This window comes from Mesorhizobium sp. LNHC221B00 (assembly GCF_000502935.1).
In the GTDB taxonomy this organism is placed as follows: Bacteria; Pseudomonadota; Alphaproteobacteria; order Rhizobiales; family Rhizobiaceae; genus Mesorhizobium; species Mesorhizobium opportunistum.
This window is the reverse complement of the sequence record NZ_AYWR01000001.1, coordinates 354,699-370,944: the sequence shown is the minus strand read 5'-3', so window position 1 is coordinate 370,944 and position 16,246 is coordinate 354,699. Positions and strand designations below refer to the sequence as shown.

The following is a 16,246-nucleotide window of genomic DNA, read 5'->3' as shown; positions in this document are numbered from 1 at the left end:
ATGGATTTCGGTCTGTCGGAGGAACAGAAGCTCATTGTCGAGACCACGCGCGCCTTCGTCGAGAATGAGCTTTACCCGCATGAGCGCGAGGTCGAACGCACCGGCGTGCTGCGCCGCGAACTGATCGAGGAGATCAAGGCCAAGGCGATCGAAGCCGGTCTCTATGCCGCCAACATGCCCGCCGATGTCGGCGGCGCGGGCCTCGATACGGTGACCTGGCTGCTCTACGAAAAGGAACTCGGTCGCGCCAACTACGCGCTGCACTGGACTTGCGTGGCTCGCCCCTCCAACATCCTGCTCGCCGGCACGCCCGAACAACGCGAGAAATACCTGTTCCCTTGCATCCGTGGCGAGAAATGGGACTGCCTGGCGATGACCGAGCCGGGCGCCGGCTCGGACCTGCGCGGCATGAAGGCGACCGCCGTGCAGGACGGCGACGACTGGGTGCTGAACGGCACCAAGCATTTTATCTCCCACGCCGATCTTGCCGATTTCGCCATTTGTTTCATGGCCTCGGGAGAGGAAGAAACGGCGCGCGGCAAGCGCAAGAAGATCACCGCCTTCTTCGTCGACAAGGGCACCAAGGGTTTCACGGTGCGCGACGGCTACCGCAACGTCTCGCATCGCGGCTACACCAACGCCATTCTTGAATTCGACGATTGCCGTTTGCCGGCAAGCCAGGTTCTCGGCGAGGTGCACAAGGGCTTTGACGTCGCCAATTCCTGGCTCGGCGCCACGCGCCTGCAGGTCGGCGCCACCTGTCTCGGCCGCGCCGAGCGGGCGCTCGGCCACGCTATCGAATATTCCGCGCAGCGCCAGCAGTTCGGCCAGCAGATCGGCAAGTTCCAGGGCGTGTCGTTCAAGCTCGCCGACATGGCGACGGAGCTCAAGGCCGCCGACCTGATGGTGTTCGAAGCCGGCTGGAAGTACGATCAGGGCACAGTCACCGACCAGGACATGGCCATGGCCAAGCTGAAGGCCACCGAAATGCTCGCTTTCGTCGCCGACGAGGCGATCCAGATCCATGGTGGCATGGGGCTGATGGACGACCTGCCGCTGGAGCGCATCTGGCGCGACGCTCGCGTCGAACGCATCTGGGAAGGCACGTCGGAAATCCAGCGTCACATCATTTCGCGGGCGCTGCTGCGCCCGTTCGGGGCATGACATATGCACAAGCTTGAGCGTCTCTTGCGCCCAAAATCGATCGCCGTGTTCGGTGGCGTGCAGGCCGCCGCCGTGGTCGCGCAATCGATCAAGATGGGCTTTGCCGGCGAAATCTGGCCGGTGCACCCGACCAAGGACGAGGTTGCCGGACGCAAGGCCTATCGGTCCGTGGCGGACCTGCCCGGCGCGCCGGATGCCGCCTTTGTCGGCGTCAACCGGCATTTGACCATCGAGGTCGTCAAGGCGCTGGCCGAGCGGGGTGCGGGCGGCGCCGTCTGCTTTGCCGCCGGCTTCCTCGAAACCGAGGCCTATGACGATGATGGCGAGCGGCTGCAGGCCGAGCTGGTGGCGGCGGCGGGCGAGATGCCGATCATCGGGCCCAACTGCTACGGCCTGATCAATTATGCCGATGGCGCGCTGCTGTGGCCCGACCAGCATGGCGGCATCCGGCTCGAACAAGGCGGCAAAGGCGTCGCCATCATCACCCAGTCCTCCAACATCGCCATCAACATGACGATGCAGAAGCGCGGCCTGCCGATCGCCTTCCTGATGACCGCTGGCAACCAGGCGCAGACCGGCCTCTCCGAAATGGCGCTGGGCCTGATCGAGGACGAGCGGGTGACATCGCTCGGCCTGCACATCGAGGCCTTCGATTCGGTAGCCGGCTTTGAAAGACTGGCGACGCGTGCCCGCGAGCTGAAAAAGCCGATCATCGCCATGAAGGTCGGCCGTTCCGAGCAGGCGCGGCAAGCGACAGTCTCGCACACCGCGTCGCTCGCCGGCTCGGACGCGGCCTCGGGCGCCTTCCTCAGGCGGCTCGGCATTGCTCGCGTCGATTCCATTCCAGCCTTCATCGAAGCCCTGAAGCTGTTGCACATCACCGGCCCACTCCCCGGCTACAGGCTGTCGTCGATGAGCTGTTCGGGCGGCGAGGCCTCTGTCATGGCCGACAGCGCCGAGGGCCGCTGGGTCAACTTCCCGGTTCTCACCGACAGCCATCGCGCGCATGTCAAATCGACGCTCGGGCCGCTGGTCGCGGTCGCCAACCCGCTCGACTACCACACCTTCATCTGGAACAACGAGCCGGCGATGACGGCCACCTTCACCGCCATGGTGTCGGGCGGCTTCGACCTCAACATGCTGGTGCTCGACTTTCCGCGCCCGGATCGTTGCTCGGTGACCGACTGGTGGGCGACACTGCGCGCCTTCGAAGCGGCGCTGAAGACCAACAAGGCGCACGGCGCCATCGTCTCCTCGCTGCCGGAGAACCTGCCCGAGGAATACACCGCAGAGCTCATGGCGCGGGGCATGGTGCCGCTGTTCGGCATTTCCGAGGCGATGGACGCCGCCCAGGCCGCGGCCTTCATCGGCTGGGTCTGGCGCGAGCCGCAGGCGCAGCCGGTCGACACCTCCGCCTCGGGTGCCGCCGGCGGCGAGCATGTCACGCCTGACGAGGCGCAAGCCAAGGCGCGGCTGATCATGGCCGGCTTGCCGGTGCCGAAGGGCGAGCGCGCCGGCAATGCGGTCGAGGCGGTGATTTCGTCGATGGCACTCGGCTTTCCCGTTGCCCTGAAGGCGCTGGGCGTCACCCATAAATCCGAGGTCGGCGCTGTCAGGCTGAACCTCAAGGACGCGGAATCGGTCAGCACGGCGGCGCATGATCTGCTGCCGCTCGGCACCGGGCTCTATGTCGAGCGCATGGTGCGCGACGGCGTCGCCGAACTGATCGTCGGCTTCACCCGCGATCCGATGTTCGGCGCGGTGATGACGCTTGGCACCGGCGGCGTGCTGGTCGAATTGCTGCGCGACAGCGTCACGCTGATGCTGCCGGCAACGCGCGACGACATCGAGGCCGCACTGCGCGGCCTCAAGCTGTTCCCGCTGCTCGAAGGCTATCGCGGCCGGCCGAAGGCCGATGTCCAGGCCGCCATCGATGCCATCGCGGGTATCGCCGCCTTCGTGCAGATGAATGCCGGCGAGATCGAGGAACTGGACATCAACCCGCTGATCGTCTGCGCGGAAGGCAAGGGTGCCTGGATCGCCGACGCGCTGCTGGTGCTGGGAGAGAACAAGAATGTCTGACGTCATTTCGACCCGCCGCGAGGGCACCATCCTCGAGGTCACGCTCGACCGGCCCAAGGCCAACGCCATCGACCTGAAGACGTCACGGCTGATGGGCGAGACCTTCAAGGCGTTCCGCGACGATCCGGAGCTTCGCGTCGCCATCGTCAAGACCGCTGGCGACAAGTTCTTCTGCGCCGGCTGGGACCTCAAGGCTGCCGCCGGCGGCGACGCGGTCGACGGAGATTATGGCGTCGGCGGCTTTGCCGGCCTGCAGGAGCTGCGTGACCTCAACAAGCCGGTCATTGCTTGCGTCAACGGCATGGCGGTCGGCGGCGGTTTCGAGCTGGCGCTGTCCTGCGACCTCATCTACGCCTCCGACCATTCCTCCTTCGCACTGCCCGAAATCCGCGCCGGTACGCTTGCCGACGCCGCGACGATCAAGCTGCCGAAGCGCATTCCCTACCATGTCGCCATGGACCTTCTGCTCACCGGCCGTTGGATGGACGTCGCCGAGGCGCATCGCTGGGGCCTGGTCAACGAAGTGCTGCCCAAGGACAAACTCGAGGACCGCGTCTGGGAGATCGCAAGGCTGCTCGCCGGCGGCCCGCCGCTGGTCTTCGCCGCGATCAAGGAGACCGCGCGCGTGGCCGAGGCGCTGACCTTCCAGGATGCCATGAACAAGGTCACGCGCCGCCAGTTGGCGACCGTCGACGCGCTCTACGGTTCCGAGGACAACATGGAAGGTTTTCGCGCCTTTGCCGAGAAGCGCGAGCCTGTGTGGAAGGGGAAGTGACGGTAGTTTGGAAATGATGGCGTTCCGTCACACCCCCCTCTGGCCTGCCGGCCATCTCCCCCGCAAGGGGGGAGATCGGATGTCACTTTCGCTTTCGCCAATCACGAGCGCTGCTAGAAAAGCGTTGCAACCGAAGCTGCCAATCTCCCCCCTTGCGGGGGAGATGGCCGGCAGGCCAGAGGGGGGTGCCCGGGCTCAGCCTTTGCAGTCGGCGCGGCCAGCATGACCGACTACAGCACCCTCATCGACGCCGAGACCTGGGCCTTCATCGAGCGCACCAATTCCTATTACCCGCCAGATACGATCGATTATACGATCGCCGAACAGCGCGCGATCTACGATCGCATGTGTCGGGAATTCTTTGCCGGCTATCCCGAGGGCGTTGCGGTCGAAACCTCCGCCATAGCGACATCGACGCACGACATCCCGATCCGCCTTTACCGAAGCGCGCGCCAGGCAGCGGCGACGGTGCTCTATATCCATGGCGGCGGCTTCATCCTTGGCGGGCTGGACAGCCATGACGATGTCTGCGCCGAATTCTGCGCCCGCACCGGCTATGAGGTGGTCTCGGTCGACTACCGGCTGGCGCCGGAGCACCTGCATCCGGCCGCCTTCGACGATGCGATGAGCGCCTTCGAATGGACTGCCGCAAATCGCGACCATCCCATCGTGCTTTGCGGCGACAGCGCCGGCGGCAATCTCTGCGCCGCCGTCAGCCATGCCACGCGCGGCCAGGCAAAACGCCCGTTTGGCCAAGTGCTGATCTATCCCGGCCTCGGTGGCGACCGCTCGCGCGGCTCTTATGTGACGCATGCCGAGGCGCCGATGCTGACGGCGCGCGATATAGAATTCTACAAGCATATCCGCACCGGCGGAGTGGACCGGACCGGCGACATAACGCTGTCGCCGCTCGCCGACGCCGATTTCGCCAATCTGCCGCCGACGGTGCTGATCACCGCGCAGTGCGACCCGCTGTCATCAGACGGCGAGGCCTACCGCGACCGCATCGTCGCGGCGGGCGGACGGGCGTATTGGTTCCAGGAACCGGGGCTGGTGCACGGCTATCTCCGGGCCAGGCACACGGTCGGCCGCGCCCGCGCCAGCTTCACCCGGATCGTCGACGCGGTGGCCGCCCTCGGCCAGGGCGCCTGGCTCTGGTGAGCGCAGGCTGGCCACCCAAGTTTACTGTATAGCCGCGGCCGCTGCCCGGCCTGCGCCGCGGCCGGAGAAGATGCAGCCGCCGAGGAAGGTGCCTTCCAGCGCGGCATAGCCATGCACTCCGCCGCCGCCGAAACCGGCGGCCTCGCCAACGGCATAGAGTCCGGGCACCGGTTGGCCATCCTCGCCCAGCACGCGGCTGTCGAGATCGGTCTGCAGGCCGCCCAGCGTCTTGCGGGTCAGGATGTTGAGACGCACCGCGATCAGCGGGCCGTTCGCCGGGTCGAGCATCTTGTGCGGCCTGGCCGTGCGGATCAGCCGGTCACCGAGATAGGCTCGCGCGCCGCGCAGCGCGGTGACCTGCATGTCCTTTGAGAACGGATTATCGAGCTGCCGGTCGCGGGCGCGGATTTCGCGCTCGACCTGCCCAAGCTCGAGCAGCGGCTCGCCGCCGGCCAGCGCGTTCATGCGGGCAACCAGCTTAGAAAGATCGGCCTCGACGATGAAGTCCTCGCCCTTCTCCATGAAGGCTTTCACCGGTCCCGGAATGCCCGAGGTGGCGCGTCCGAGAACCTGGCGCCAGCTCTTGCCGGTCAGGTCCGGGTTCTGTTCGGAGCCCGACAGGGCGAACTCCTTCTGGATGATTTTCCTGGTCAGGATGAACCAGGAGTAATCGAAGCCGGTGCTCATGATATGGCTGAGCGTGCCCAGCGTGTCGAAGCCGGGATAGAGCGGCACCGGCAGGCGTTTGCCCCGGGCATCGAGCCACAGCGACGACGGGCCAGGCAGGATGCGGATGGCGTGGTCGGTCCAGATCGGCGCCCAGTTCTTGATGCCCTCGACATAGTGCCACATGCGGTCGCGGTTGATGATCGAGCCGCCGGCCTGCTCCGTGATCGCCAGCATGCGGCCGTCGACATGGTCGGGCACGCCGGTGATCATGCGCTTCGGCGCCGCGCCAAGCCGCTTGGGCCAATTTTCCCGGACAAGCTGATGGTTGGCGCCGATGCCGCCGGAAGCGACGATCACCGCTTGTGCATGAAGTTCGAAATCGCCTGATATTTCGCGCGAGCTCTTGTGGCCGCGCTCGACCGTGCTCGGCTCAAGGATATCGCCGCGCACACCGGTGACGGCAGCGCCCGTCCGCGTCAGTTCGTTGACGCGGTGGCGGAATCTGAAGCTGATCAATCCGCGCTTTTGCGCCTCGCGCACGCGCAGGACGAAGGGTTCCAGCACGCCGGGACCGGTGCCCCAGGTGATATGGAAGCGCGGCACTGAATTGCCGTGCCCGATGGCATTGCCGCCGCCGCGCTCGGCCCAGCCGACCACGGGGAAGAACTTCAGGCCGCGCTCCATCAGCCAGGAGCGCTTCTCGCCGGCGGCGAAGCCGACATAGGCTTCCGCCCATTTGCGGGGCCAGTGATCTTCCGGCCGGTCGAAAGCGGCGGTGCCCAGCCAGTCCTCGAGCGCCAGATCATGCGAATCGCGGATGCGCATGCGCCGCTGCTCGGGTGAATCGACGAGGAAAAGCCCGCCGAACGACCAGAACGCCTGACCGCCCAGCGACTGTTCCGGCTCCTGGTCGACGATGATGATCTTCTTGCCGGCCTCGGCAAGTTCGGCGGCCGCAACCAGCCCGGCCAGGCCGGCGCCCACAACGATCACGTCCGCATCGTCAGCCATTTTCCCTCCCAGAATAGCCGGCTATTTTAATGCAAGCAGCTAGACAGCCTCCCAGCCATCCTTGCCGCCGGCGCGGAAGATGGCGTCGATGACCTTCTGGTTGAGCACGGACTCCTCCAGTGTGAAGACGCGCTCCTTGCCGCCCGCCGCTGCCCGCGCGAAGGTCTCGACCTCCAGCCGGTATTGCTGCGTGCCGGGAAAGCGGAACACCTGCGCCTCGGTGTGGTTCTGGTTGTGCAGTTCGATGCGGTGATGGTCGTAGAGCCCGGCGTTGAACGGAGAAAAAACCTCGATGAAACCTTTCTCGCCGTGGAACACCATCACCTGCCGCGCCGCCATTTGCGTCGACAAATAGAAGGACAGTTCGAAGTCGCCGAAATCGGCGCGGATCGAGGAGTAGATATCGGTGCCGAATTTCTTGTCGCGCTCGATCGTCGCCTGCACGCGAAGCGGCTCCTTGCCGGTCGAAAAGCGTGTCGACACGGTCGGATAGACGCCGATGTCGGGCAGCGCGCCACCGCCGAGATCGAGCTGGTTGCGCATGTTGTTGGGATCGACATTGTAATAGGAAAACGCGCCCTGCACGTGGCGCAGCCGGCCGATGGCGCCGCTGGCGATGAGATCGCGCACCTTGATCCACTGCGGATGATAGATGACCATGAACGCCTCGCAGACCAGCACCTTCTTCTGGTCGCGCAGCTTGATCAGCGGCGGGATGTCCTTGGCGTCGAGCGCCAGCGGCTTTTCCACCAGCACATGCTTGCCGGCTTCGATGGCCTTCGCCGTCCACTCGACATGCTGCGAGGTCGGCAGCGGGATGTAGACGCCGTCAATGTCCTTGGAGGCAAGCAGTTCCTCATAGGAGCCGAAGGCATGGTGCGCACCGAAGCGCTCGGCCAGTGTCTTGGCCTTCGACAGGTCGCGGCTGGCTATCGCCGACAGCACGCCGTTCTCCGCCTCGACAATTGCCGGCAACAACTGCTCGCGGCCGATCTTGGCCGTCGACAACACACCCCATCGGAACATCACGCTTCTCCATGTCGATTTTTACAGGCGACGAGGTTTGCCTGAAATCGCCGGAAAAGCCAATGCGATGTGCCGTGGCAACTAACCCCGTTTTCCCCGGGTCAGCTCCGCTTACCCCCGGGTCAGCTCCGCTTACCCGTCAGTGTCATTTCGAAGTCGACGATATTGGAATAGAGCGGCGTGCCGACATCCATGCCGTAACGCGACCTCAGCACCTTGCCGGTGACATGGAATTTGATCGTGCCGCCCTTCGACCCGTCGAACTCGGCGGTGAACTTTTCCGCAAACGTCTTGCGGCGTGCCGTCAGCCGGCCGGTGACAAGGGCCGATGTGTCGCCGGTGCGGGTCACGCTGGTCGAGCGAAACTGGATCTCCGGGCTGTTGGCGGCGTCGAACACCGCGTCGGAGCGCAGGAAGGCATCGATGCGGCCCTGGCCGGTGCCGACGCTTTCCGGATAGATGGTAAAGTCGACCTTGGAGCGCCCGACATCGGAATTGTCGATGCGGATCGTGCCCTTGAAGCGGCCGAAGGCGCCATCGAAGCCCCCGCCACCGGCCTTGCCGATGGTGAAACGGATGCTGGAGGCTGCCGGATTGATCGTATAGCTGCCGGCGGCCTCGCCAAGCGAAATGGCCGCTGAAACAGGCATGGCAAGACAAGCGGCAACCGCCGCAAATCCGAAGATGCGTGCATACATGGGGAGTAATCCTTTTTGGAGGCAACGCTGTTCGCGTCCTCGCCCCACCAACGAACCAACTGCCGGTTCTATTCCCGGCCTGATCTATTCCCGGCCAGATCTAATCCCGGCCAGATCTAATCCCGGCTTGACGAAGGCGTGATCATGCGCGTGAGCACGCTGTCGCGCAGCAGGAAGTGATGGCGCAACGCGGCGGCGACATGCAGCGCGACCAGCGCGATGCCGGCATAGGCGAGATACCAGTGCACCGATGCCCAGAGGCTTTCGGCAAAGTCGGACTCGGCGAGCGGCAGGTTGGGCATCACGAACAGATTGAACGGCATGGTCGGGATTTCCAGCGTCGAGACCGACACCAATGCCCAGCCCGACAAGGGCAGGGCGATCTGGAAGGCATAGAGCGCCAGATGCGCCATCGGCCCGGCGCGCCGCTCAAGCGTGCCGACCGAGGACGGCAAGGCAGGCGCCGCATTCCCGAGCCGCCATGCGATGCGCAGGATGACGAGGCCAAGCAGCAGGAAGCCCAGGGATTTGTGCAGTTGGATCAGCTCGAAGGCGGTGCGCTGGCTGCTGAGCCGCACCATGACGAAGCCGAGGGCGAACTGGCCGATGAAGATAATGCCGATCAGCCAGTGAATAAGAATGGTTGCCCAGCCGTAGCGGGTTCGGGTGTTGGTGATAGCAGATTGCATGGGAGGCGAACGAACGGCAGGACGGGTTTCTTCCAGCGCTCCTCACCCTCCCCACAAGGGGGAAGGTAAAGCGCGCCTCATGCGCTCACCTTGAAGAAATCCACGAAAGCCCTTAGCGCTGGACGCATCTGGCGGCGGCTCGGATAGTAAACGAAGAACCCGTCGAAGGACGGGCACCAGTCCTCCAGCACGCGGATCAGCCTGCCGTCGGCGAGCGGCGCGCGGACATAGGGCTCGAAGACGAAGGCCAGCCCGGCGCCGTCGACCGCGGCCTGCGCGATGAGATGGTCCTCGTCGAGGATCAGCGGCCCTTCCACCGCCATCTCGATCTCCTCGCTCCCCCTCTCGAACTCCCAGCGGTAGAGGACGCCGCTGGAGAAGCGGAAGCGGATGCAGCGATGATCGGCAAGCTCGCGCGGGTGGCGCGGTCTGGGCATCGCTCTGAAATAGGCCGGCGCGCCGACCACCGCACCGCGAATATCCGGCCCGATGCGCACCGCGATCATGTCGCGCTGCAGGCTCTCACCCAGTCGCACGCCGGCATCGAAGCCACCTTCCACCACGTCGGTGAAGCGGTCCTCGACGACGATCTCAAGCACGATGTCTGGGTAGGCCGATGCAAAGGCGCCGAGCCGTGGCGTCAGCACCAGATGCGCTGCCGTGCGCGGCACGCTGAGCCGCAGATTGCCGGCGGGCCGGTCGCGCGCCTCGACCGCCGTCTCCAGAGCCAGGTCGATCTCGGACAGCGCCGGCCGCAGCCGTTCCAGCAATTGCGCGCCTTCTTCCGTGGGCGCGACACTGCGTGTACTGCGCGACAGGAGGCGAACACCAAGCCGGGCTTCCAGGCTGGACACCGCGTGGCTGACCGCCGACGGCGCGATGGCCAACTCCCTAGCGGCGCCGCGGAAGCTGCCGCATTGGGCGACGGTTGCCAGCACGGCCAGTTGGGAAAGGTTCGCTCGGTTCATTGATCTATATTCTAGAACAGCCCGTGCAAATGAGAGCCGATTATCGAACACAAGGCAAGACGCTATTTCTCCCGCATCGCAACAAGGAGACGCGTTATGCAAACCCGCAAGCTAGGAACTGAATTGAACGTCTACCCCGTCGGCCTCGGCTGCATGGGCATGAGCTTCGCCTATGGCGGCCAGCCGGAGGCTGAAGCGATCGCCACATTGCGCCGCGCCGTCGACATCGGCGTCAATTTCTTCGACACGGCGGAGGTCTACGGCCCCTACGAGAACGAGGTTCTGGTCGGCAAGGCGCTGAAGCCGGTGCGTGACAAGGTGACCATCGCCACGAAATTCGGCTTCAAGATTCTGGAGGAAGGTGCCGGTATGGACCGCATGGCCGGCGTCGACAGCCGCCCCGAGCACGCCAAGGCTGTCGCCGAGGCGTCGCTGAAGCGGCTGGGCACCGATGTGATCGACCTCTACTACCAGCATCGCGTCGACCCCAACGTGCCGATCGAAGACACGGTCGGCGCCATGGCCGAACTGGTGCGCGAGGGCAAGGTGCGGGCGCTCGGCCTTTCGGAAGCGAGCGCCGCGACCATCCGCCGGGCGCACGCCGTGCATCCGATCGCGGCCGTGCAGAGCGAATATTCGCTGTGGAGCCGCGACCCGGAAGACGAGGTGTTCGCCGTCTGCCGCGAACTCGGCATCGGCTTCGTTCCCTACAGCCCGCTGGGTCGTGGCCTGCTGACGGGTACGATCGCCAAGCCCGAGGCCTTGAGCGACGATGACTGGCGCCGCACCTTGCCACGCTTCCAAGCCGAGGCGATGGAAGCCAACGCCAAAATTGTCGCCACGCTGGAGAAGATGGCGGCTGAAAAAGGCGTCACCTCGGCGCAGCTGGCGCTCGCGTGGGTGCTGCACCAGGGCGATTTCATCGTGCCGATCCCCGGCGCAAGAAAGATACGTCATCTGGAGCAGAACACGGCGGCGGCCGCGATCGAGCTGAGCGTGGCCGAGGTGGCGACGATCGGTGATGCGCTGTCGCCCGATAAGGTGGTTGGCAAGCGCTACACGGAGGAGTTGCTGGCGCTGGTGAATGGGTGAGGAGCGCTTCGGCGCTCCTTCTTCAATGCCGCGCGATGCAAATGACTGGGAAAATTGGCGCGAGGCACCCCCCTCTGTCCTGCCGGACATCTCCCCCGCAAGGGGGGAGATCGGCCTCATCTAGGCTTTCGCCAATCTTCGGCGCAGAAGGCGAGGCGGGACCGGGAAGCTGCCGATCTCCCCCCTTTGCGGGGGAGATGCCCGGCAGGGCAGAGGGGCGTGCCTCGCACCGGCATCTCTTATCCCTGACTGTCACCAAGGCACCACCGAAATTTCCGGCCAACATTCCTTCGCGCGCCGGCCCTTCGCATCATGCGTTCGCTGATTATCCATCACCCGGTTGGGCGTGATGCGGAACGAAAAGATATCGTCGAGCCCGAACGGCGCCACCAACTCCAATTGCCCGTCGGCATCGTATCGCACCCCGACCGCATGGGTCTTCGAGGCAAAATGCCCAACCGAGTCGCTGGAACTCGTATAGCGCGGGCAGGGCTGCCCGAACTTCTGCTGATACCACAGATGCACCCGAGCCTGGTTGCGCACCTCGACCGGCAGTGCCAGCCCTTCGAAATGCCGTGCCGCCCGGCGGATGACGGTGTCCTCGGCCTCGTAGGATAAATCCGCATCATCGAAATAGAACAAATCGACATCTTTGATGCCATAGCCCGACGGCTTGCCGGTTAGATGGTTCCAGACCGTGTTGTAAAGCGCGCCGGAAACCACCAGCCAGTCCGGCAGGTCGAGCGCTCGGGCACGCACCAGCGCTTCGCGGACGAGCGGATCGGCCGACACGATGTCGAGAAACGCTTCGCGTTGTGTTTCGAACGGCAGCCCGGAATAGCGCAGATGGTCCATCGCCTTTTGGAGGACGATTCGCCATCTGCCCGCAATCCGTAATTCCTGCGCAATTCCGGACGGGAAAACCGCTAAACACTCTTCCTGGAATTGCTTCAGCCGCGCAGAACACCACCGGTCTGCTTGCCGACATTCTCGACGATGCGCTTGGCGAGCGCCTCGAAATCCTCGTCGGTCAGCGTCCTTTCGACCGGCTGGATCGACACCTCGATGGCGATCGATTTCTTGTCGGCGCCGAGCGATGCACCCTCGAAGATGTCGAAGACCGAGACACCAGTGATCAGCTTCTTGTCGGCGGCAAGGGCGGCGCGCACCAGCGTGCCGGCCTCCACGGATCTATCGACGACGAAGGCGAAGTCGCGCTTCACCGCCTGGAAGGCGGACAGATCCAGTCTCGGCTTGGTCTTCGTCGGCTTGGCCTTCGGCTCGGGCACGGCGTCGACGAACACTTCGAAGCCGCACAGCGGCCCGGAGACGTCGAGCCCTTCCAGCGTCTTCGGATGGAACTCGCCGAAGGTGCCCAGCACCGTTTTCGGCCCGAGCTTGATCGTGCCGGAGCGGCCGGGATGATACCAGGCCGGACCGCCCGCCTCGATCTGCAGCCGGTCGACCGGCGCGCCGCAGGCTTCGAGCGCCGCGATCGCATCGGCCTTGGCGTCGAACACGCCGACCGGCCCCGAATTGCCGGCCCAGTTGCGGCCAGAGCCGTCGAGCTTGGCGGTGCCGCGGCGCACGCCGGCAGCGACGCGGCGCTGCTGGTCGGCGCCGTCGCCCTCATAGGTGCCCGAGACTTCGAACAGCGCCACGTCGCCGATGCCCTTGTCGGCATTGCGCTGGGCAGCGGCGATCAGCCCCGGCAGCAGCGAGGGCCGCATGTCGGACATATCGGCGGCGATCGGGTTGGCGAGCTTGAGCGCCGTCTGGCCGCCGCCGAACAGCTCGGCATGCCTTGCCGGGATGAACGACCAGGTGACGGCCTCCATCATGCCGCGCACTGCCAATGCGCGCTTGGCCGTGCGGGTGCGCACCTGCAGCGTGGTGAGGATTTTTGCATTGACCGCGTCATGCGCGCCGAGCGGCTGCGGCGCGATGTTGTCGACGCCGTGGATGCGCATCACCTCCTCGACCAGGTCGGCCTTGCCGTCGACATCGGGACGCCAGGAGGGCACGGTGACGTTGACGACATCGCCCGATCCGTCCGCCGTGAAACCGAGGCGCGAGAGGATGCCCAGGCTTTCCGCCCTGGGGACCTCGATCCCGGTCAGGCGCTTGATGTCCGACAGCGGGAAGGAGACCATCTTGGGCTGGTGGCCGGCATAACCGGCCACTTCGATCTCCGTCGGCGTGCCGCCGCAGAAATCGAGCACCAGTTTCGTCGCCAGTTCCACGCCTGGCACCATGAATTCGGGATCGACGCCGCGTTCGAAGCGATAGCGCGCATCGGTGATGATGCCGAGCGTGCGGCCGGTGCGGGCGGTGGTGATCGGATCCCAAAGCGCGGACTCGATCAGCACGTCGGTGGTGTTCTCGTCGCAGCCGGAATGCTCGCCGCCCATGATGCCGGCGATCGATTCGACGCCATCGTCATCCGCGATCACGCACATCTCCGGCGTCAGCGTGTATTCGCGGCCGTCGAGCGCCAGCACCTTCTCGCCGTCGCGCGCGCGGCGCACGACCAGGTTGCCGGCGACCTTCCTGGCATCGAACACATGCAGCGGCCGGCCACGATCGAAGGTGACGTAATTGGTGATGTCGACCAGCGCGCTGATCGGCCGAAGACCAATGGCGATCAGCCGCTGCTGCAGCCATTTCGGCGACGGGCCGTTCTTCACGCCCTTGACCAGCCTGAGCGCGAAGCCGGGACAGAGTTCCGGGGCCTCGATCGTCACCTTGACCGGACACATGCCGCTGCCGGCGTGGGGCATGATGGCGCCGCCGACGAGACGGCCGAGCCCGCTTGCCGCCAGATCCCTGGCGATGCCGTAGACGCTGGTCGCATCAGGCCGGTTCGGCGTCAGATTGATCTCGATGACCGGATCGTCGAGATGCGCATAGGTCGCGAAGCTGGTGCCGACCGGCGCATCGGCGGGCAGGTCGATGATGCCGTTATGCTCGTCGGAAAGCTCCAGTTCGCGCTCGGAGCACATCATGCCGTGGCTTTCGACGCCCCGGATCTTGCCGACCGTCAGCGTTACGTCGATGCCGGGCACATAGGTGCCGGGCGCGGCAAAGGCGCCGATCAGGCCCGCGCGGGCGTTCGGCGCTCCGCACACCACTTGCACCGGCGGCTTGCCGTCGCCGGTGTCGACGGTCAGCACCCGCAGGCGGTCGGCATCGGGATGCTGCACCGCCGTCAGCACTTTGGCGATGACGAAGGGTTTCAGGCCCGACTTGTCGTCGACATGCTCGACTTCGAGACCGATCGAGGTCAGCCGCTCGACGATCTCGGCGAGCGTGGCGTCGGTCTCGAGATGATCCTTGAGCCAGGAGAGGGTGAATTTCATTGAATTGTTCCGTCTGGTCTTTTGACGCTTGTTTTCAAATGTCTCGGCAAGTCGTCGGACATATGCAGGAAAGGAAGCTGCTCGCTCACATAGGCATGCTGCGTCGGCTTGAAATCGGCCGGCCTGTCCATGGCGCCGAGCACGAAATAGATATCGTCCTCGAGCCGATCGTCGACATAGGCGATCGGCGAGCCGCAGATGCCGCAGAACGAACGCGTCACCAGCCCGTTCTCGTACATTTTCAACGCCTTGCCCGTAAACGCCACCTTGTCGACCGGGAAGCCGACAAAGGCCGATACGGGCGCGCCGCTGGCCCGCCTGCAATCGCCGCAATGGCAATAGCTGACGTGGTGCGGTTCGACGGAGACCTCGAACCGCACGGCACCGCAGCGGCAGCCGCCGATGTGGGCTTCTGTCACGCGCTCAGGCCCCCAAACAGCGTCGGCATGTCGAGCGGCCTGAAACCGTAATGGGACAGCCAGCGCACATCGGCATCGAAGAAGGCGCGCAGGTCCGGCATGCCGTATTTCAGCATGGCGATGCGGTCGATTCCCATGCCCCAGGCAAAACCCTGGTACTCATCCGGATCGAGCCCGCCGGCGCGCAGCACGTTGGGATGCACCATGCCGCAGCCGAGGATCTCCATCCAGTCGGAGCCTTCGCCGAAGCGCACTTCGCCGGGCCGCGAGCGGTCGCATTGGATGTCGACCTCGAGGCTAGGCTCGGTGAACGGGAAGAAGGACGGCCGGAAACGCATCTTGACCGAGGGCACCTCGAAGAATGCCTTGCAGAACTCTTCCAGCACCCACTTCATGTTGGCGACATTGGCCGACTTGTCGATCACCAGACCCTCGACCTGATGGAACATCGGCGAGTGGGTGGCGTCGGAATCCTGGCGGTAGGTCTTGCCCGGAATGACGATGCGGATCGGCGGCTTCTGCTTCTCCATGGTGCGGATCTGCACCGGCGAGGTGTGGGTGCGCAAAAGCTTGCGCTCGCCCTTCTCGTCTGGCTGGAAGAAGAAAGTGTCGTGCATCTCGCGCGCCGGATGGCCTTCCGGGAAATTCAGCGCGGTGAAATTGTAATAGTCGGTCTCGATATCCGGCCCTTCGGCGATCGCGAAGCCGAGGTCGCCGAAGATCGCCGCGATCTCGTCGATGACCTGGCTGATCGGATGGATGCGGCCGCGCTCTGCCGGCGACTGCCGCACCGGCAGCGTCACATCGACCTTCTCGGCGGCTAGCCGTGCGGCGATCGCCACGTCCTTCAACTCGGTCTTGCGGGCCGTCAGCGCCTCGGTGACGCGGTTCTTGAGGCCGTTGATGGCAGGGCCCTTGACCTGGCGCTCCTCGGCGGTCATGGCGCCAAGCGTTTTCAGCATCTCGGACACGGTGCCCTTCTTGCCGAAGGCAGCGATGCGCACGGCCTCGATCGCCGGCTCATCGGCGGCCGACGCGATGTCGGCCATCAGGGAATTTTCGAGCGTATCCAAGCCGGTAGTTACGTCGTTCACGGTCAAACTCGCTACGTTGGAAGTCAGCTTTAAAGTGAA

The 16,246-nt window shown here is 64.9% G+C and carries 14 protein-coding genes; 5 read left to right on the top strand and 9 right to left on the bottom strand.

All coding sequences use genetic code 11. The features are described from left to right. The 4 genes from X741_RS164495 to X741_RS164510 all read left to right on the top strand — a co-directional run bounded on the left by X741_RS164495 (window position 1) and on the right by X741_RS164510 (window position 5,182). Window positions 1-1,164, top strand: a complete 1,164-nt coding sequence (locus tag X741_RS164495) for an acyl-CoA dehydrogenase (protein WP_013891680.1) — start codon at window positions 1-3, stop codon at window positions 1,162-1,164. Between the two features lie 3 nt (window positions 1,165-1,167). Beyond that, window positions 1,168-3,246: an acetate--CoA ligase family protein gene (locus tag X741_RS164500; protein ID WP_023775987.1), complete on the top strand. Its 2,079-nt coding sequence runs from the start codon at window positions 1,168-1,170 to the stop codon at window positions 3,244-3,246. Continuing rightward, entirely contained in the window at window positions 3,239-4,021 is a 783-nt protein-coding gene (locus tag X741_RS164505; RefSeq protein ID WP_023775986.1) for a carnitinyl-CoA dehydratase, read from the top strand. Before X741_RS164500 ends, X741_RS164505 begins: the two co-directional genes overlap by 8 nt. Before the next feature lie 222 nt (window positions 4,022-4,243). Next, window positions 4,244-5,182, top strand: a complete 939-nt coding sequence (locus X741_RS164510) for an alpha/beta hydrolase (RefSeq protein ID WP_023775985.1) — start codon at window positions 4,244-4,246, stop codon at window positions 5,180-5,182. Between the two features lie 21 nt (window positions 5,183-5,203). Here X741_RS164510 and X741_RS164515 read toward each other — a convergent pair whose 3' ends face one another. The 5 genes from X741_RS164515 to X741_RS164535 form a co-directional block, all read right to left on the bottom strand. Beyond that, window positions 5,204-6,862 carry an FAD-binding dehydrogenase gene (locus X741_RS164515; RefSeq protein ID WP_023775984.1) on the bottom strand — a complete coding sequence of 553 codons (1,659 nt, stop codon included), beginning with the start codon at window positions 6,860-6,862 and terminating at the stop codon, window positions 5,204-5,206. 39 nt (window positions 6,863-6,901) lie between these two features. Beyond that, window positions 6,902-7,888 (bottom strand): Gfo/Idh/MocA family oxidoreductase, encoded by a 987-nt coding sequence (locus X741_RS164520; protein WP_023775983.1) that lies wholly within the window; start codon window positions 7,886-7,888, stop codon window positions 6,902-6,904. Between the two features lie 122 nt (window positions 7,889-8,010). Further along, window positions 8,011-8,586 carry a YceI family protein gene (locus X741_RS164525; protein WP_023775982.1) on the bottom strand — a complete coding sequence of 192 codons (576 nt, stop codon included), beginning with the start codon at window positions 8,584-8,586 and terminating at the stop codon, window positions 8,011-8,013. Window positions 8,587-8,702: 116 nt separating this feature from the next. After that, window positions 8,703-9,275, bottom strand: a complete 573-nt coding sequence (locus tag X741_RS164530; RefSeq protein WP_023775981.1) for a cytochrome b — start codon at window positions 9,273-9,275, stop codon at window positions 8,703-8,705. A gap of 77 nt (window positions 9,276-9,352) precedes the next feature. Beyond that, entirely contained in the window at window positions 9,353-10,243 is an 891-nt protein-coding gene (locus X741_RS164535; RefSeq protein ID WP_023775980.1) for a LysR family transcriptional regulator, read from the bottom strand. A gap of 96 nt (window positions 10,244-10,339) precedes the next feature. Between X741_RS164535 and X741_RS164540 the strand changes: the two genes are divergently transcribed. Then, entirely contained in the window at window positions 10,340-11,335 is a 996-nt protein-coding gene (locus tag X741_RS164540; RefSeq protein ID WP_023775979.1) for an aldo/keto reductase, read from the top strand. Window positions 11,336-11,587: 252 nt separating this feature from the next. Here the strand turns inward: X741_RS164540 and X741_RS164545 are convergent, their stop codons facing one another. The 4 genes from X741_RS164545 to pheS form a co-directional block, all read right to left on the bottom strand. After that, entirely contained in the window at window positions 11,588-12,190 is a 603-nt protein-coding gene (locus X741_RS164545; protein WP_023775978.1) for a nucleotidyltransferase family protein, read from the bottom strand. Between the two features lie 95 nt (window positions 12,191-12,285). Next, window positions 12,286-14,694, bottom strand: a complete 2,409-nt coding sequence (pheT, locus tag X741_RS164550) for a phenylalanine--tRNA ligase subunit beta (protein WP_023775977.1) — start codon at window positions 14,692-14,694, stop codon at window positions 12,286-12,288. Next, complete coding sequence (locus X741_RS164555) at window positions 14,691-15,113, bottom strand: GFA family protein (protein ID WP_023775976.1); 423 nt, start codon at window positions 15,111-15,113, stop codon at window positions 14,691-14,693. Before X741_RS164555 ends, pheT begins: the two co-directional genes overlap by 4 nt. Further along, the gene (pheS, locus tag X741_RS164560; RefSeq protein ID WP_032927370.1) at window positions 15,110-16,162 is read right to left on the bottom strand and encodes a phenylalanine--tRNA ligase subunit alpha; all 1,053 of its coding nucleotides are present in this window, start codon (window positions 16,160-16,162) and stop codon (window positions 15,110-15,112) included. Before pheS ends, X741_RS164555 begins: the two co-directional genes overlap by 4 nt. Between the last annotated feature and the right edge of the window lie 84 nt (window positions 16,163-16,246).

What these genes read in the sequence shown, in the direction of transcription:
- pheS (WP_032927370.1), bottom strand. Translation starts at nt 16,162, where the DNA reads ATGGCCGACATCGCGTCGGCCGCCGATGAGCCGGCGATCGAGGCCGTG.
- X741_RS164520 (WP_023775983.1), bottom strand. Translation starts at nt 7,888, where the DNA reads ATGTTCCGATGGGGTGTGTTGTCGACGGCCAAGATCGGCCGCGAGCAG.
- pheT (WP_023775977.1), bottom strand. Translation starts at nt 14,694, where the DNA reads ATGAAATTCACCCTCTCCTGGCTCAAGGATCATCTCGAGACCGACGCC.
- X741_RS164540 (WP_023775979.1), top strand. Translation starts at nt 10,340, where the DNA reads ATGCAAACCCGCAAGCTAGGAACTGAATTGAACGTCTACCCCGTCGGC.
- X741_RS164515 (WP_023775984.1), bottom strand. Translation starts at nt 6,862, where the DNA reads ATGGCTGACGATGCGGACGTGATCGTTGTGGGCGCCGGCCTGGCCGGG.
- X741_RS164525 (WP_023775982.1), bottom strand. Translation starts at nt 8,586, where the DNA reads ATGTATGCACGCATCTTCGGATTTGCGGCGGTTGCCGCTTGTCTTGCC.
- X741_RS164530 (WP_023775981.1), bottom strand. Translation starts at nt 9,275, where the DNA reads ATGCAATCTGCTATCACCAACACCCGAACCCGCTACGGCTGGGCAACC.
- X741_RS164495 (WP_013891680.1), top strand. Translation starts at nt 1, where the DNA reads ATGGATTTCGGTCTGTCGGAGGAACAGAAGCTCATTGTCGAGACCACG.
- X741_RS164505 (WP_023775986.1), top strand. Translation starts at nt 3,239, where the DNA reads ATGTCTGACGTCATTTCGACCCGCCGCGAGGGCACCATCCTCGAGGTC.
- X741_RS164535 (WP_023775980.1), bottom strand. Translation starts at nt 10,243, where the DNA reads ATGAACCGAGCGAACCTTTCCCAACTGGCCGTGCTGGCAACCGTCGCC.
- X741_RS164500 (WP_023775987.1), top strand. Translation starts at nt 1,168, where the DNA reads ATGCACAAGCTTGAGCGTCTCTTGCGCCCAAAATCGATCGCCGTGTTC.
- X741_RS164510 (WP_023775985.1), top strand. Translation starts at nt 4,244, where the DNA reads ATGACCGACTACAGCACCCTCATCGACGCCGAGACCTGGGCCTTCATC.
- X741_RS164545 (WP_023775978.1), bottom strand. Translation starts at nt 12,190, where the DNA reads ATGGACCATCTGCGCTATTCCGGGCTGCCGTTCGAAACACAACGCGAA.